The sequence below is a fragment of the Variovorax restrictus genome, assembly GCF_051216715.1.
Lineage (GTDB): Bacteria > Pseudomonadota > Gammaproteobacteria > Burkholderiales > Burkholderiaceae_C > Variovorax.
Genome location: NZ_JBPJZH010000001.1, coordinates 212,591 through 228,620, shown reverse-complemented (window position 1 = coordinate 228,620; position 16,030 = coordinate 212,591). Strand labels below are relative to the sequence as shown.

Below are 16,030 nucleotides of genomic sequence, written 5' to 3'. Positions count from 1 at the left end.
CTCGCCAGCATGTGCGCACCATCGGCTGCACGACGCCGCGCTCGACGACGAGACTGATCAATGGCGCATGTCAACGCGTGAGGCTACGCAATCCAAACGATCGGTGCGATGCGTGCGTCCGATACGTTGCAAAAACGATTTCATCGTAGGCGCGCCCTGATGCGCAGCGAGAGAACGCCCACAGGCGAAGCCGTGATCTGCGGTTGTATGTACATCGCGGCGGTGCTGGAATTCGCGGTGCAGCGTCGACAGCACACTGGGTGCCAATTGCGCTGCAGCCCCGATTGCACGATGCGAAGGCTATCGGGCTCCGCGCACCAGAAGTACGGGGAGAGGGCTCGTTCGAAGCACATTCTCTGCATCGCTTCCAAGCGCAACGCGACTGATGCCTCTGCGCCCGTGCGTTCCCATCACGATCAGGTCGCAACCCGCCTTCACCGCTTCATCGACGATCACGTTGGCGATGCGCTCTTGCACCACCTCGCGAAGGCTCGTTTGGCTCGCTACACCGACATTCGAGGCCTGCGTGACGGCCTCTTCGAGCATCTTTTCCCCATACGTCCTCAACTCTCGCAAAGTTGCTTCGAAGCTGCTTACCCCAGACATCTCCATCATGGACGGGAAGTCGTCGATCACGTGCAAAAGATGAAGTCTGCTCTTGAGCGCACTTGCCAAGCGAAGGGCCTCGTCGAAGCCGCGCTGCGCTGTTTTGCTACCGTCGAGTGGAACCAGGATCTTTGAGTACACAGAGTTCTCCTTATGGCCGGGTCAAGTGGTGCGCCTGAGACCGGCCACCGGCAAGCGCAGCGATGCATCGGTCGGACGTTAGATGGTCGCTCATCGACCGGCGCGCCGCCCGAGAATCGCTTCGCCGACTCTAGGGGGGCGATGCGTTGCCGCGTTGCGCTGCGTCAAGCCAGATGGCAATAGGCAAAACCTTGACGCTGGCCCGCCATGCTGGCGATTGAACGTACTTTCTGGCAAGCGCAGGCAGAGTCCCCGTGCTCGCTCAACTGGGGCTTGCCTCGCGGTTGCATCGATACCAGCCCATTGAGCAAACTCGATCGCGCTGGAATTGATGCATGTCAATAGCGCGTTCCTGCTTGGACACACCATGGTGGGGCCGGAATTCCTCAACAGTCGGAGTACGTTCATGAAAACTTCAACCGTCGCTGCGCCATCACGCGAGGCCCAGAAGCAAGCCATGGCTTACACAAAGAAGCAGGCGAAGATCTCCCGAAAAAAGTTCAGCATCCCCCGAGTGGAGCTCGACATGCTCACCGCCTTGAAGGCGCGAACGAAGGCGTTTCAACGCACGACGACCAAGAGCCATCTGGTGCGCGCAGCATTGAAGATGCTGGATAGGCTCAGCGATCTGCAGCTGGAGAAAGCGTTGAACGCAGTGCAGGGTGACGCGCCGAACAGCAATCGGCGCGCGCACTGAAGAGCATTCACCTCATGAAGGACTCTGGCGTGATTTGGCGCGGCCAGGGCTACTCGCTGCGGAGAGCTATGCACCTCGGAGTGTCGCCCCGTCTGCGCGGCACGACTGGCGCGACCAATGATCCTTCATTGACGCCTGTGAGCTGGGTCGTGTGTCCTTACGCCATGTCCACAATCGATCAGGAGCATTCTCATGAACGAAGACCGCAGTGACGCAGGGCACTCGAATCTCAATTCATTTAAAAGCGAGGCATCCCATCAGGCATCGGACCGTGCGCAGATCTACGGCGGTCTTCCGGCCGTGTTGGACTGGCAATGCGCTTTCTGGTCGTTGGTGTTGCAGACACAAGGCGACGTATTGAAACAATGGATGGACTGGCAGAACACCGCTTCGCTGGCGCAACAAGATGCGTGGGACCGTTGGACGTGCAGGTTCGGGGGCGGCGTGCCGTTGGACGGATGAGCACCCTTGACGCCGACGGCATCCGTCCGGCGTCGACACCAGCGGTCGTCGGGCTCGCTGTGGCGCTTGGTGTCGGGCTCATCGTCGGCATTGAGCGGGAGCGCCGCAAGGGCGATGGTGATCGCCGTGCAGCCGCCGGCCTGAGGACCTTTGCCATCGCCTCGCTGGCGGGCGCCATGGCGCAGCTACTGCCTGGCTCAGGCCTTGTTCCCATCGGGGCGGTGCTTACCGCAACGCTGGCAGCCTTGTCTCATTGGAAGAGTCGGTCCCTCGACCCGGGCATAACCACAGAGCTCGCACTGTTCTCCACCTACCTGTCCGGAGTGCTGTGCGTAGTCAATCCTTCTCTGGGCGCTGCCTGCGGAACCGCGTTGGCGCTCCTGCTGGCAGCACGCCACCGGCTTCACCGGTTTGCAACGGAACTGCTGAGCGAGCAGGAGCTGAATGACGGCGTTGTGCTCGCAGCGCTCGCGCTGATCGCGCTGCCCCTGATCCCATCGGGCTCTATTGAGATGCTGGGCGGCATCTCGCCTCGGCCGCTAGCGGCCATGGTCTTGCTCATCATGGCCACGCAGGCAGCGGGGCAGGCGGCGATGCGTTGGCTCGGCGTTCGAGCCGGTCTTCTTGGTGCTGGCCTGGTCTCTGGACTTGTATCTAGTACGGCAACGGTGGCGGCGTTCGGACGCCAGGCCCGTCTGCAGCCACTGCATGCCCGCTTGATGGCAAGTGCCGCGGGCCTGTCGGCGGTTGCGACCTGGGTGCTGGCTTTGACCCTCAGCGCCGCACTATCGCCGACGGCCGCTGCCACACTTTTGCCCATTGCATTGGCGGGAATGCTAGGGGCTACTGCTGTGGGCCTGCTGCCGCTGCTCTCTCGTCAGCCAGCCATTGCTTTTGCGCCGCCTTCACTCGAGCGAAGCGCGCTGCGACCTCGGGAGGCGCTCGCTGTGGCTTTGGCGCTGGCCGTCGTGGCCGTCGGGGTGGGGGCTGTACAGCGGCACTTCGGCAATGCGGGTCTGCAGGTTGGTATCGCCGTGGCGGCGCTGGTTGATGCCCATGCGCCCGTGGTATCGCTGGCGTCACTGCATGCCGCGCGCACGCTGTCCGACGAGCAATTTGTCCGCGGCGCACTCGTGGCAATCGGCGCCAACTCGCTGTCGCGTTGTGCGGTGGCGTGGGCCACCGGTGGCCACACCTATGCGCTTCGCGTGGCAGCCGCGCTGCTGGCGAGCTTCGCCTGTGCCATGACCGTCGCGACATGGCGCGATGCGCTCTGAAAGTAAAATTTTAGGCAAGTCCATGTTTGTCAAAAGCCGCGCAGGCGCGCGTCCCAACCGTTGACGCACGTCAAGCGCCGGCGCAGCGGTCGCCGCGAGGATTCAAACTCCGAGAACCAAGCGGGCGGCGATGCGGAGGCACCGCTCAAAAGCGCAGGCGATGCGATCTTCATGAGAGAGGTGGTCCTGCGGCGGGTGGTCGGAGAAGTTGCGTCGGATCAACACAGCTGGCGCAGAGCGCTTCAGCTATTTCTGTACGGATGAGCCACTCTGGTCTTCCGCCGCGGCCTCAAATAGATCATTTCACTTGATCGTGCGCAACATGGCCACCGGAGCATCGCTCTAAATTGAAGGCTCCTCAACTCATACACGGAGCGCCTTGCATGAACACCGCACTGTCCCGCCTGGACCGCATCGAGAGCCTGTTTCCGGAAATGCTTCGCCGCTGGGCACGGCCGATGCAATTGATTGATGAGCCCGATCTGCCAGCCGATATCCGCGTCGACGTCACGGAGAACGAGAAGGAATATCTCGTGACCGCCGAGATCCCCGGCGCCAAGAAGGAGGATATACGCGTATCGATCGACGGCAGCTACGTCTCGATTGCCGCCGAGATCAAGAAGGACGAAGAGAAGAAGCACGGCCGCTCCATCGTTCGCGAGACCTACTGTGGCAGCGTGTCGCGCGGCTTCTCGCTGGCCAACGAAGTCGACGACAAGAACGCGGTCGCAAAGCTTGAGAACGGCGTTCTGCGCCTCACGCTACCCAAGCGGGAAGGTATCGCCCACAAGCTGTTGAAGATCCAGTGAGCACCGCGCGACAGGCCCTGCCAACCACGGTGCCTGTCGCCTGAAAGGTTCTGCGGAAACGCCGATGCAGATCACCTCGAATTCATCGGCAATGTGCTCGCTTCAACCAGCAGGAACGCCATGAATGCCCATTCGATCCGTACGACGGCGGCGTTGACGGCCCTCGTCGTCAGTTCTTTCGCCTTCGCCGCCGATCAGTCGCCACCCGCGCAACAGAGCCCGTCAGAAAGCTCTGTGCAGCGAGCACGGGACGCTGCTGCACGGGCAGCTCAGGATACAGAAAGGGCCGCGCACAAGGCAACTGATGCCGCCCGGGCTGCCGCGGAAAAAGGAGAGGAGTCCACCGGCAAGGTGTCGAGGGCGCTGGCTGAAGGTGTTCGTCTGGCGGCGAGGAAGGCCGCGCAAGCTGCGAGACGACTGGAGGAGAAGGCTGCTGCGTCGGCGGGCAAGGCGCTCGATGAGAGCAAAGATGCCGCCAAAACTGCACACGAAGAGACGAAGAAGGCCGCGCAGGCCTCCATGGAGGCGCTTGCCAAGTCCGAGGAAGCGGTCAGCCGCGCCGCGGAGGCCAGCAAGGAGGATGCGGAGAAAGCGGTACAGGCCACCCGCGACGCGCTCAACAAGGCGGACAACGCCATGCGCTCGGCGGCGAAGGCCGTCGCGGACGCGTCGGCACGCACGATCGAGGCCGTGAAGCGCGCGGCGCGCCCCGGAGATGCTCCAACGCAAGACACCCCTCCCCGAGCGCCATAACCCACTGCCATGGTTGGGGGGCTCGCCCCTCTTTTGATTCAACCACCGAGGAAGCTGTCATGAAGTCCGATATCCAATTGCGCGACGATGTCCAGGCCGAACTGAATTGGACCCCCGAAGTCAAGACCTCCGACGTAGGCGTGACTGCCAGGGACGGCGTGGTGACCCTGACCGGCCACCTTGCTAGCCATGCCGAGAAGTACGCCATCGAGCGGGCCGTGCAGCGCGTGCATGGCGTCAAGGCGGTGGCCATCGAGCTGACGGTGAAGCTGCCGTTCGACAATCAGCGCACCGATGCCGACATCGCCATGGCGGCCGAGCGCGCGCTCGAATGGAACGCGTTGGTGCCTCACGACAAGATCCGTCCCATGGTCGAGAAGGGCTGGCTCACGCTCACGGGTGATGTCGAATGGGAGTACCAGCGCAGCGCCGCAGAGCGGGCCGTGCGAGACCTGGTGGGCGTGACTGGCGTGTCGAACATGGTGAAGGTCACGCCGAAAGTCAGCCCAACCAACATCGAGAAGAACATTCAGGATGCGCTCTCTCGGCAGGCTGCTCGCGAAGCCAAGCACGTCTCGATCGCGGTCGATGGCTCGCAGGTCACGCTGCGCGGCACGGTGCACTCCTGGGCCGAACGCGATGCCGTGCAGGGCGCCGCGTGGGCTTCGCCGGGTGTCTCGGTGGTGGTCAACGACCTGCGGGTGGACGCCTAAGCATGCGGGTCGCGCTCGCCACGGGCGGCAGCACCGGCATCGCTGTAGCCACAGCGAGACCCCGCTCGCCAGAGGCTAGCGCGTCGCGGTGAACTTCGCGAGCCACTGAGGGGTGACCCAGGCCCTCATCGCGCGAACGGCAACCCGACCTTCCCCTGGAACGTGGCGGCGCCGGGCCGCGGCGCCTGTCGTTGCGAACATCGATGCAACAAACAGCGGAGCGCACTATGAACAAGGTCTTGGTGGTCGTCTATTCCTACACCGGAACGTCCCGTCGGGTCGCGGACCTGTTGGGCGGCCAGCAGGGCTGGCCCGTCGCCGAGATCCGCGAGACGCACGCGCGCCGCGGCGCATTCGGCAGCCTGCGCTGCATCCTGGACGCGCTTCTTCGACGGCGCCCCGCGATTCGCTACGACGGCCCGCCGCCCGGCCAATTCGATGCCGTAGTGCTCGTTTCGCCGATTTGGATGCTGCGTCTGGCCGGCCCCATGCGCAGCTTTCTCGCGCTTCACGGCAGCCGGCTCCCAAACGTCGCCGTCCTCTCGGTCATGGGAAGCCGAGGCGCCTCGAACGCGGTGGTAGAGGTCGGCGCGCTCCTCGGGCGTGAGCCGATGCTGAGCGCGGCCGTCACCATGCGCGAAGTCGACGAGGGCAGCTATGCGGCGCAGTTGCAGGCGTTTGGCACGGCCATCGGCGGCGAGGCCCACTCGCATATCGTGGTGCGTCCCGTCACCCTGTCGCCGCATTCGACTTGAGCGGCGTTCAACCCGTGGCCGCTCTCCTGATCGATCGAGGTGCGCGCCATCTCGCGGCCCATCTCGGCCAGGTTATCTGCAGTGCCGTCATCGGCGCCGCGTCATTCGGCGCCGCAGGCGCCAGTGCCGCGCCTGGGCCCCCCGTGGCGTCCACGCCTGTGTTCTCGTCCCTGGTCTCCAGCCTTAGCCGATCGGTGGTCGATATCAGCACGCTTCGTGTCGGGCGCGATAGAGGCCAAAGATCATCGAACGGGAGATCACTCCCGATCCCGAATTTGCAGACCGCCTCGCGTGACCCCTCGCCGCGAGCGCACGGATCAGCCACATCCGCGACCTCGCTTCCGGCGTGATCATCGACAGCAACGGTTTGATTCTCACGATCGCGCACGTGGTGGCCGCCATCGACGAGGCCCAGGTCCGGTTGGACGATGGACGCCGGTTCGCGGCAACGGTGGTCGGCCTCGACAGGCGCACCGACTTCGGTCTTCTGAAGATCGATGCCAGGGCTTTGTTGGAGGCTGTGATCGGCGACGCCGCCGCGCTCAGCCCCGGCGACTGGGTCGCGGCGATCAGTTCGCCGTTCGGCTTTCAGGGCAGCGTTACGGCTGGTGTCGTCGGTGCGGTCGGACGCATCATGGCCGGCGCGGGCGACATCCCCTTCACCCAGACGGATGTCGCCATCAATTTGATGATCTACACCGGTAGCCGATGATGAAAACTGGAGGGTCGTGACGAACTTCCGGGATTGACTGAAAGCAGCCGCCCGGAGCTCCCCCAAAAGGCGCCATAGCGGAGACGGCTCACCACCTATCGCCCGTGTGACCCAAACTGCGCATATGGCGCAGCCCTACATCCGTTGCGGTGGCCGTTCGGCTCAAACGTTGCTGGTCGCCCGCACTTCGTCGATGGTCGTCGTGCCCGCCAGCACCTTCTCGATGCCGTCCTGCCGCAGCGTGCGCATGCCCTCGCGCAGCGCAGTGGCCTGCAGCGCCTCTGCGCGTGCGCCGGTCTGGATCAGGTGGCGCAGCTCGCGCGAGATCATCATCAGCTCGTGCAGACCGGCGCGGCCCTTGAAGCCGGTCTGGTCGCAGGCGGCGCAGCCGGGGCTGGTGTGCATCTGCAGCCGGCCGTCCTTGCCGTGCTGCGATGCCCAGCGCGCCAGCACATCATCGCGCGACTCGGGCAGGTCGGACTCGCCGAAGGCGTGCAGGTAGTCGCCCAGCAGCTCCTCGACCTCGACCGGTTCGGCGTCGCGGCTGGTACGGCACTGCGTGCAGAGCCGGCGCACCAGGCGCTGGGCCAGCACACCGAGCAGCGAGTCGGCGAAGTTGAAGGGGTCCATGCCCATGTCGAGCAGGCGGGTCACGGTCTCGGGGGCGCTGTTGGTGTGCAGCGTGGACAGCACCAGGTGGCCCGTGAGCGACGCCTCGACCGCGGTCTTGGCGGTTTCCTCGTCGCGGATTTCGCCGACCATGATCACGTCCGGGTCGGCCCGCAGGAAGGCGCGCAGCGCCTTCGCGAAGGTCCAGTCGATGCGCGGGTTCACCTGCACCTGGCGCAGGCCGGGCTGGGTGATCTCGATCGGGTCCTCGGCCGTCCAGATCTTGCGTTCCGGCACGTTGATGTGGCTGAGTGCCGAGTGCAGCGTGGTGGTCTTGCCCGAGCCGGTCGGGCCCACGCACAGCACCATGCCGTAGGGCCGCTCGATGGCGTCGCGCAGGCGCTCCAGGTTCGGCTCCGACAGGCCGAGCCGGTCGAGCGCGATCGGCTTGGCCGAGGCCAGGATCCGCATCACCACGTCTTCCAGGCCGTTGTTGGTCGGGATGGTGGCCACGCGCAGCTCGATGCGGTGCTGCGGCGAGAACTTGGCGAAGTTGATCTTGCCGTCCTGTGGCTTGCGGCGCTCGCTGATGTCGAGGTCGCACATGATCTTGATGCGCGCGATCATCGCGTTGCGGTAGTTGGCCGGCAGCTCGAGGTAGGTGCGCAGTTGCCCGTCCTTGCGGAAGCGCACACGGATCTTCTCGCGGCCGGGGTAGCTCTCGATGTGGATGTCGGAGACGCCGGCGCCATGGGCTTCCAGGATCATCCGGTTGATCATGCGCACCAGCGAGTTGTCCGACTGCTCGATCGGCGTGTCGTCGTCGCCGCGTTCCTGCTTGCCTTCCTTCTCCAGGGTCTCGAGCAGCTCGTTGGTGTTGTCCGGCTCGAACTCGATGGGTGCCATCGCCACGCTGCCCGGCCGGGCGTCGGCCGACGCCGCGCCGATCTTGTCGTAGGCGGCGAACATCATGCGCTCCATGTCGCGGCACTGGGCCAGCACCGGCACGGCCTTCATCTGGGCGATGAACTCGATCTCGTCGACCGCACTGCGCCGGTTGGCCGGGTCGTCCAGCGCGACGATCAGGCGGCCGTCGCGCACCAGCAGCGGCATCACCTGCAGGCGCTGGGCGGCGCTGTAGCTGATCTTGCGCAGGGCTTCGGGCTCCGCCGGAAAGGTGTCGAGGTCGACCAGCGGATAGCCCATCTTGCGGGCCAGCGCGACCTGCAGGTCGGCGCGCGACACGGCGTTCTGCCGCACCAGCAACTCGCCGAGCGGCACGCGGCGTTCGCTCTGCTGCACCCCCAGCGCTTCCTGCAGTTGCTCGGCGTTGATCATCCCCAGCGAGATCAGCGCCTCGCCGATGCGCACCATCGGCATGCGGGTCTGCTGTTCGATCGCTTCGAGCAGCTGCTCGTGCGTGGTCACCACGCGCGACAGCATCAGCTCGCCGGCGGCGCTCGGCGGCGCGGCGACGCTGTTGTCCAGCTCGAACTTCACGTACGCGCTGCGCGGGATGAACAGGCGCTGCACGCTGCCGTCGTCGCTCGCCGGCGGGAAGAGGAAGAGGCCAATGCCGTTCTCGACATGGCCGACCGTCTCGCCCGCGAGCTGGCTGCCGCTGGTGAAGCGCAGCTTGAAGCGGCTCTGGCCTGGCTGGCGCAGCGCACCCGATTGCGGGTCGAGCACGGGAGGGTTCAGCGGGGCGATCGGCGTGGTGAGCGTGATCGCGCGGATCTGGTCGAAGCGCAGCGCCAGGGTGGTGCGGGCGCGCGGCAGCTGCACATGCAGCACCCGTTCTTCCGGCACGAAGAAGGTCATGCGCCCGGCCACGCGCTGGTCGTTCAGGCTGTGGATCTCGCAGGGCAGCGGCTCGGTCTGCGGCTTGGCCGCCGGGTAACCGCCCTGGGGCGGGTGGGGCCAGAGGAAGCCTTCGCGCTTGCTCGCGCGGCTTCCGGAGATCTCTTTGGGGGGGTCCCAGTCGATCGGCTTCAAGGTGACTGTCATTCGCGAACTCCAGGGTCCTGGCCCGTTCATCGGCCCGCTGCCGCTCCGGGTCGGCTTGTTGCGGGCACTTCTCCCATTCTCGACATCACTCTACCGCCGCGAGGTCGGCGGCGAAGTGTCGATATAGGCCGGGAAAACCCCTCGCTTCGCGCGATGTCGAAGCCGAAAGTTCGCGTTCGTGCGCCTCAGCGCGCCGGGGTGGGCGTCGCGTCGGGCAGTTCGATCTTGATGTCGAGCACCTCGAGGTCGTCCTGCCGTTCCAGGTGGACCTTGATGTCCTCCGGGTTGATGGACACGTACTTCGAGATGACCGCCACCAGTTCGCGCTGGAGGTCGGGCAGGTAGTCGGGGCGCTTCTTGCCGCTGAGGCTCGAGCGCTCGTGGGCGAGGATGATCTGCAGCCGCTCCTTGGCGACGCTGGCCGTCTTCTTCTTTTCGCCGAGCAGGAAGGAGAGGAAGGACATGGCTTACTTCCCCCCGAAGATGCGCTTGAAGAAGCCCGGCTTTTCCGCTTCGATGAAACGCATCGGACGCTCTTCGCCCAGGAAACGCGCGACCACGTCGCTGTACGCCTCGGACACGTCGGTGCCCTTGTCATGGATGGCCGGCACGCCCTGGTTGGACGCGTTGAGCACCGTCTCCGATTCCGGGATCACGCCGATCAGCTTGATGCGCAGGATGTCCTGGATGTCTTCCAGCGACAGCATCTGGCCGCCGGCCACGCGGTGCGGGTTGTAGCGCGTGATGAGCAGGTGCTCCTTGATCGGATCACCGCCGTCCTTGGCGCGCTTCGTCTTGCTGCTGAGCATGCCCAGGATGCGGTCGGAGTCGCGCACCGAAGAGACTTCCGGGTTGGTCACGATCAGCGCCTCGTCGGCGAAGTACATCGCCATCATCGCGCCGGTCTCGATGCCCGCGGGCGAGTCGCAGACGATGTAGTCGAAGTCCATCGCGGCGAGGTCCTTGAGGATCTTCTCGACGCCTTCCTGCGTCAGCGCTTCCTTGTCGCGCGTCTGCGAGGCGGCCAGCACGAACAGGTTGTCGCACTGCTTGTCCTTGATGAGCGCCTGGCTCAGGTTGGCCTCGCCCTGGATCACGTTGATCAGGTCGTACACCACGCGGCGTTCGCAGCCCATGATCAGGTCGAGGTTGCGCAGGCCCACGTCGAAGTCGATCACCGCCGTCTTCTTGCCGGCGAGCGCCAGGCCCGTCGCGAAGCTGGCGCTCGTGGTCGTCTTGCCGACGCCGCCCTTGCCCGAGGTCACCACCACAATTTTGGCCATTGCCGTTCCTTCTTCGTTATTCGGTTGTTCAGGGTGCGGAGCGGCGATCAGAGGATCGGCTCCATCAGAAGCTTCTTGTCGTCCAGATGGATCTGGACCGCCTTGCCCGCGATGTCGGCCGGCAGCGCGACCTCGGAGGTGCGGTAGATGCCGGCGATCGCCACCAGCTGCGCTTCCATGCAGGTGGTGAAGATGCGGGCTTCGGTGTTGCCGCGCGCGCCGGCGATCGCCTTGCCGCGCAACGGCGCATACACATGGATGTTGCCGTCGGCGATCACCTCGGCGCCGAAGCTCACGACCGCCATCACGATCACGTCGCCGCCGCGGGCATACACCTGCTGGCCCGAGCGCAGTGGCTTGTCGATGACAAGTGTGCCGGTCGCGGGCACGTGCACCTCGCGCACGATCTGCGGCGCTTCCGGGGCCGGTGCGGGCGCTGCGCGCGGCGTGGGCGTCGGGGCAACCGGCATCTCGGCAACCGACAGGCCGGCGGCCCGCGCGGCCGCGTGCTGCGCGTCGCTGCCGCCACGCACCGCGATCGGCTGCGTCTGGTGGCGCGCCAGCAGGGCACGCAGGGCCGTGAAGTCGATGCCGTCGCTGTCGCCGTCGTCCTGCAGCTGCGACAGGTCGATCACCACCGGCTCCTGTTCGAAGAAGTCGGGCGAGTCGGCCAGCTGCGCGTCCAGCGCGTCGGCCAGAACGTCCAGCTTCCCCGTCTTGAGGATCACCGCCACCAGCGGCAGCGTGGCGCTCTTGAATTCGAATACCGCCTTGTTGCGCGCGGCGGAAGCATCGGCCATGGGAAAAGGTCGTCCGAAAAGCGTTGAAGTCTAACGGCTGGGCCTGGCCTGCATGGCCCTTCGGGCGGCGTACGGGCGCGTTCTGCAACAGATTCTTGCATCGCGTTTCAACTCTTTGGCACGTTATGCTCGCGGCAAAACGCAGACAAGCGGCGCATCCTCGCGCCGGACAATCAGGTTCAGGGATGGTTTCCAAAAAGTTCACCGTACTCGACGGCCTGCGCGGCCTCGCCGCGCTGTTGGTCCTCACACGTCACACCGAGGCCTACTGGGGCGCGCCTTCGCTCTCCCACAATCACAGCTACCTCGCGGTCGACCTCTTTTTCGTGTTGAGCGGCTTTGTGATCAGCCACGCCTACGCCCAGCCACTCGGCGACGGGCGGTTGTCGGCCGGCCGCTTCATGCTGATCCGCTGGATTCGCCTGTGGCCGCTGCATGCGTTGGGTGCCGCACTCGGGGTCGTGATGCTGATCGAGAAGGACGCGCTGTCACCCGGGGTGTGGGTGCCTTCGTTGATGCTGATGATGCTGTTCCTGCCGTCGCGCATGCCCGAGGCCGGCCACGGCCTGTTCGAGATCAACCCGCCGGGCTGGTCGCTGTTCTACGAGATGGCGGTCAACCTGTTGTATGCGCTGACGCATCGCTGGATCACCCACCGGGTGTTGGTCGCGGTGCTGCTGACGAGCGGTGCCGGTCTGGCGGCGATCGCGCTGTACCACGGCAGCCTCGACCTCGGCTACACCTGGAGCGGGCGCTCGCTGGCCGGTGGCGCGTTGCGCGCCGTGTTCGGCATCTTCCTGGGCATCGGGCTGCACCGGCTCTACCTGGCACGCCGGCATCTGGTCCAGAGCGGACGCACGCCCGGCCCGTGGCTGTTGTGCGCCGTGGTCGTGGCCTTCCTGCTGCTGCCGAACCTCGCCAGGCTGGGCAGCGCCGTGGATCTCTTCGCCGTCTTCGTCGTGTTCCCCGTCTGCGTGTACCTCGGCGCGCAAGCGTCCGTGGAAGCGTCGTCGGCCAAACTGTTCTCGATGCTCGGCCTGTTGAGCTACCCGATCTACGTGCTGCATGTCCCCCTGGGGGAATGGCTCCAGGGGACCATGGCCGCGCCGCTGGCGCCCTATGCGCCGTTGGCGGGCGTGGTGTTCGCTGCCGCGCTGGTCATGCTGGCCTGGGTGCTCGATCGGCGCTTCGATCAGCCGTTGCGGCGCTGGCTCACGCGCCTCACCGCAACCCGCCGCACCCCGTCGCGCAACGCCTGAGTCAGGCGTTGCGCGCCCGCCCCAGCAGCGCCCACAGCAGGATCGCGCCGAAGGTCGCGGTGCCGATGCCGCCGAGCGCGAACTGGCCGAACTTCAGCGTGAAGTCGCCGGTGCCGATGATCAGCGTGATGGCCGCGACGATCAGGTTGCGGTTCTGCGAGAAGTCGACCTTGTTGTCGACCCAGATCTTCGCGCCGGCCACCGCGATCAGCCCGAACACCACAATGCTCACGCCGCCCATCACCGGCAGCGGGATCGCCTGGATCAGCGCGCCGAACTTGGGCGAGAAGCCCAGCACCAGTGCGATGACCGCGGCCACCACGAACACCGCCGTCGAATAGATGCGCGTGGCCGCCATCACGCCGATGTTCTCAGCGTAGGTCGTCACGCCCGTGCCGCCGGCGGCGCCGCTCACCACGGTTGCCACGCCGTCGGCGATGAAGGCACGGCCGATCAGCGGGTCGAGGTTGCGGCCGGTCATGGCGGTCACGGCCTTGAGGTGGCCCAGGTTCTCGGCCACCAGGATGATCGCCACCGGCGCGATCAGCAGCATCGCGCTGCCGGTGAACACCGGTGCCGTGAAGGCCGGCAGGCCGAACCAGGCCGCGTTGGCGATGCCGCTCAGGTCCACCGGCTTGCCCAGGCCCAGACCGTTGGTGAGCAGTGCATAGACGACGGTCGCGAGGATCAGCCCGAGCAGGATCAGCAGCCGTTGCGCCATGCCGCGCGCGAACACCGCCACCAGGCCGACGCACAGAAAGGTCACCGCCTGCATCCACGCGTCGAAGTTGCCGGCCTGCATGTTCTTGATCGGCACATTCGCCAGGTTCAACCCGATGACCGCCACCACCGCGCCGGTCACCACCGGCGGCATGAAGCGTTCGATCCACCCGGTGCCGATGGCCTGCACCAGCGCGCCGATCGCGATGTAGAGCACGCCGCAGGCGACGATGCCGCCCAGCGCCACCGCCAGGTTGGCGTTCGGGCCCGAGCCCGAATAGCCGCTGGCCGCGATCACCACCCCGATGAACGCGAAGCTCGATCCCAGGTAGCTCGGCACCCGCCCGCCGGTGATGAAGAAGAAGAGCAGGGTGCCCACGCCGCTCATGAGAATGGCGATGTTAGGGTTGAAGCCCATCAGGATGGGCGCCAGCACCGTGGCGCCGAACATGGCGATCACGTGCTGCACGCCCATCGCCGCGGTCTGCGGCCAGGGCAGGCGCTCGTCGGGCGCGACGACGGCGCCGTCGGTGGCCTGCACCTCGCGCCATTGGAAGAGGTTGCTCATCGGAATGTCTCGTTGTTGAAAGAGGGGTGACGCGGCGCTCAGCCGCGTGGCAGCAGCATCGACAGCGTGAGGCGCGACACGCAGGTCAGGTCGCCGGCGTCGTTGACCATGTCGATCTGCCAGACCTGGATGGTCCGGCCGCGGTGCACCGGTCGCGCGGTGCCGGTCACCCAGCCGCTGCGCGCCGAACGCAGGTGGTTGGCATTGATGTCCAGCCCGACGGCGCCATGGCCTTCGGGCGACGAATAGTAGGCACCGCTGGAGCCCAGCGTCTCGGCCAGCACCACCGACACGCCGCCGTGCAGCAGGCCGAAGGGCTGCACCGTGCGCTCGTCCACCGGCACGCGGCCGCGCAGGAAGTCGTCGCCGATCTCTGTGAACTCGATGCCGAGTCGACCGATGGCGGTTTTCTCGTTCGAGGCGGCGAGCAATTCGAGCGAGATCGGTTTTTGCCAGATGGCCATGAAAACTCCGGGGGGAAGAAAGGGTCAAAACTATAGCGAGCGCCCAACTCGGGCCGACCGCCGACAACGCCGGAGCGGCCCCGCGGCTAAGCTCCCAGCATGACACGCACAGGTCGATGGCTGGTACGGGGCGCCGCAGGGCTGGTTGCCCTGGGCGTCGCCGGCGCGGCGCTGGTCGCGTGGTGGGTGCCGAGCGACGCCGAGCTCGCCGCCCGCGTGAGTGCCGAGTTCGAGCAGCGCACCGGCATCGGCCTGACGGTCGGCCGTCTGCACTGGACCGTGTTCCCCGTGGCCCGCCTGGTGCTGGAAGACGTCGCGACCGCGCAGCAAGAACCCATCCGCGTCCGCCGGCTGGAAGTGAACCCGCGGCTGCGGCCCCTGCTCTCGCGCGAAGTGCAGATCGACAGCGTCTCGGTCGACGGCGTCGCGCTGCCGCGCGAATCGGTGCGTGCCTTTCGCGGCAAAGCGGTGGCGTCCACACCCGCAGGCGGCAACTGGACGCTGGCGCCCATACCGGTCGACCAGGTCCGCTTCACGGAACTCACCTGGGTCGACCGCAGCGACATCGCACTGGCCTACGACGGCCGCATCGACTTCGACCCGCAATGGCGCCCGCGCACCGCCGAGGCCAGCCGCCACGGCGTGACGCCGCCGGCGCGACTGCGCCTCGAGCGCGAAGGCGATGCCGACCGGTGGAACACGCTGATCGACATCGGCGGCGGCACGTGGAACGGCGTCAGCGAACTCGCCACGCAGAAGGACGGCTCGCTGCTGCTGACGGCCCAGCTGGCGCCCCGCAACGTCGACATCGAGCTGCTGATGCAGACCTTCGACCGGCGCACGCCCGTGGCCGGCAAGGCCAGCGGTCAGACCGAGGTGCGCGCCGCTGGCGACAGCCTCGGCGAACTCTGGCGCCAGGCGACGACGCGCACGCGCTTCTCGGTGCAGCCGGCCACGCTCACCCGTTTCGATTTGGCCAAGGCCATCCAGACGGCCGGCACCAGCCGGGGTGGCCGCACCCCCCTGGACGAACTCACCGGCACCCTCGACACACAGAACACCGACGACGGCATGCGCTTCAGCTACACCGGCCTGAAGGCGCGCTCGGGCCTGCTCACCGCCAGCGGCAGCGCGCGCATCTACCACCGCGCGATCGACGGCGAGGTGGCGGTCGACCTGGTCGACGGCGTGGTCGGTGTGCCGCTCAAGGTCGGCGGCACGCTCGACGACCCGACGCTGTCGCTCACCGGCGCTGCGCTCACCGGCGCGGCCATCGGCACAGCGGTACTGCCCGGCGTGGGCACCGCCATCGGCGCGCGCATCGGGCAGCAGGTCGAGCGCCTCTTCGGTGGCGACGACAAGAAGCCGCTGCCCAAGGGCCCGCGCGCGCCTTGA

18 protein-coding genes are annotated in these 16,030 nt (G+C 66.3%); 10 read left to right on the top strand and 8 right to left on the bottom strand.

Translation table 11 applies throughout. The annotated features are described in order from the left end of the window. Positions 1–300: 300 nt before the first annotated feature. A complete protein-coding gene (locus tag ACSFA0_RS01095) occupies positions 301–747 on the bottom strand; it encodes a universal stress protein (RefSeq protein ID WP_435448389.1) in 447 nt (148 codons plus the stop codon). 406 nt (positions 748–1,153) lie between these two features. Here ACSFA0_RS01095 and ACSFA0_RS01090 point away from each other — a divergent pair, with 406 nt between their 5' ends. The 3 genes from ACSFA0_RS01090 to ACSFA0_RS01080 all read left to right on the top strand — a co-directional run bounded on the left by ACSFA0_RS01090 (position 1,154) and on the right by ACSFA0_RS01080 (position 3,183). After that, on the top strand, positions 1,154–1,444 hold the full coding sequence (locus ACSFA0_RS01090) for a hypothetical protein (RefSeq protein ID WP_435448388.1): 291 nt from the start codon (positions 1,154–1,156) through the stop codon (positions 1,442–1,444). Between the two features lie 192 nt (positions 1,445–1,636). Next, positions 1,637–1,906, top strand: coding sequence for a hypothetical protein (locus tag ACSFA0_RS01085; protein ID WP_435448387.1), 270 nt, complete (start codon positions 1,637–1,639; stop codon positions 1,904–1,906). Further along, entirely contained in the window at positions 1,903–3,183 is a 1,281-nt protein-coding gene (locus tag ACSFA0_RS01080; protein ID WP_435448386.1) for an MgtC/SapB family protein, read from the top strand. The genes ACSFA0_RS01085 and ACSFA0_RS01080 overlap by 4 nt, the downstream gene beginning before the upstream one ends. Positions 3,184–3,212: 29 nt before the next feature. On the opposite strand, the gene ACSFA0_RS01075 is transcribed toward ACSFA0_RS01080, so the two are convergent. Beyond that, positions 3,213–3,356 carry a hypothetical protein gene (locus tag ACSFA0_RS01075; protein ID WP_435448385.1) on the bottom strand — a complete coding sequence of 48 codons (144 nt, stop codon included), beginning with the start codon at positions 3,354–3,356 and terminating at the stop codon, positions 3,213–3,215. Between the two features lie 210 nt (positions 3,357–3,566). Here ACSFA0_RS01075 and ACSFA0_RS01070 point away from each other — a divergent pair, with 210 nt between their 5' ends. The 5 genes from ACSFA0_RS01070 (at position 3,567) to ACSFA0_RS01050 (ending at position 6,925) form a co-directional block, all read left to right on the top strand. Further along, complete coding sequence (locus tag ACSFA0_RS01070; RefSeq protein WP_435448384.1) at positions 3,567–3,992, top strand: Hsp20/alpha crystallin family protein; 426 nt, start codon at positions 3,567–3,569, stop codon at positions 3,990–3,992. Between the two features lie 120 nt (positions 3,993–4,112). Further along, positions 4,113–4,745 (top strand): hypothetical protein, encoded by a 633-nt coding sequence (locus ACSFA0_RS01065; RefSeq protein WP_435448383.1) that lies wholly within the window; start codon positions 4,113–4,115, stop codon positions 4,743–4,745. A gap of 59 nt (positions 4,746–4,804) precedes the next feature. Beyond that, positions 4,805–5,458 carry a BON domain-containing protein gene (locus ACSFA0_RS01060; protein ID WP_435448382.1) on the top strand — a complete coding sequence of 218 codons (654 nt, stop codon included), beginning with the start codon at positions 4,805–4,807 and terminating at the stop codon, positions 5,456–5,458. A gap of 227 nt (positions 5,459–5,685) precedes the next feature. Beyond that, positions 5,686–6,213, top strand: a complete 528-nt coding sequence (locus ACSFA0_RS01055) for a flavodoxin family protein (protein WP_435448381.1) — start codon at positions 5,686–5,688, stop codon at positions 6,211–6,213. A gap of 346 nt (positions 6,214–6,559) precedes the next feature. Beyond that, positions 6,560–6,925: a S1C family serine protease gene (locus ACSFA0_RS01050; RefSeq protein ID WP_435448380.1), complete on the top strand. Its 366-nt coding sequence runs from the start codon at positions 6,560–6,562 to the stop codon at positions 6,923–6,925. 162 nt (positions 6,926–7,087) lie between these two features. Here ACSFA0_RS01050 and ACSFA0_RS01045 read toward each other — a convergent pair whose 3' ends face one another. The 4 genes from ACSFA0_RS01045 to minC all read right to left on the bottom strand — a co-directional run bounded on the left by ACSFA0_RS01045 (position 7,088) and on the right by minC (position 11,624). Further along, positions 7,088–8,977, bottom strand: a complete 1,890-nt coding sequence (locus tag ACSFA0_RS01045; RefSeq protein ID WP_435450873.1) for a GspE/PulE family protein — start codon at positions 8,975–8,977, stop codon at positions 7,088–7,090. Between the two features lie 749 nt (positions 8,978–9,726). Further along, the gene (gene minE, locus ACSFA0_RS01040; protein WP_435448379.1) at positions 9,727–10,005 is read right to left on the bottom strand and encodes a cell division topological specificity factor MinE; all 279 of its coding nucleotides are present in this window, start codon (positions 10,003–10,005) and stop codon (positions 9,727–9,729) included. Positions 10,006–10,008: 3 nt separating this feature from the next. Beyond that, positions 10,009–10,824, bottom strand: coding sequence for a septum site-determining protein MinD (gene minD, locus ACSFA0_RS01035; RefSeq protein WP_435448378.1), 816 nt, complete (start codon positions 10,822–10,824; stop codon positions 10,009–10,011). A 47-nt stretch (positions 10,825–10,871) separates the two neighbouring features. After that, positions 10,872–11,624: a septum site-determining protein MinC gene (minC, locus tag ACSFA0_RS01030; RefSeq protein ID WP_435448377.1), complete on the bottom strand. Its 753-nt coding sequence runs from the start codon at positions 11,622–11,624 to the stop codon at positions 10,872–10,874. 185 nt (positions 11,625–11,809) lie between these two features. On the opposite strand from minC, the gene ACSFA0_RS01025 reads away from it, so the two are divergent. Further along, positions 11,810–12,883, top strand: coding sequence for an acyltransferase family protein (locus ACSFA0_RS01025; RefSeq protein WP_435448376.1), 1,074 nt, complete (start codon positions 11,810–11,812; stop codon positions 12,881–12,883). A gap of 1 nt (position 12,884) precedes the next feature. Here the strand turns inward: ACSFA0_RS01025 and ACSFA0_RS01020 are convergent, their stop codons facing one another. After that, on the bottom strand, positions 12,885–14,171 hold the full coding sequence (locus ACSFA0_RS01020) for a solute carrier family 23 protein (RefSeq protein ID WP_435448375.1): 1,287 nt from the start codon (positions 14,169–14,171) through the stop codon (positions 12,885–12,887). 38 nt (positions 14,172–14,209) lie between these two features. Further along, the gene (locus ACSFA0_RS01015; RefSeq protein ID WP_435448374.1) at positions 14,210–14,635 is read right to left on the bottom strand and encodes a hotdog fold thioesterase; all 426 of its coding nucleotides are present in this window, start codon (positions 14,633–14,635) and stop codon (positions 14,210–14,212) included. A gap of 99 nt (positions 14,636–14,734) precedes the next feature. Between ACSFA0_RS01015 and ACSFA0_RS01010 the strand changes: the two genes are divergently transcribed. Beyond that, positions 14,735–16,030, top strand: coding sequence for a hypothetical protein (locus ACSFA0_RS01010; protein WP_435448373.1), 1,296 nt, complete (start codon positions 14,735–14,737; stop codon positions 16,028–16,030).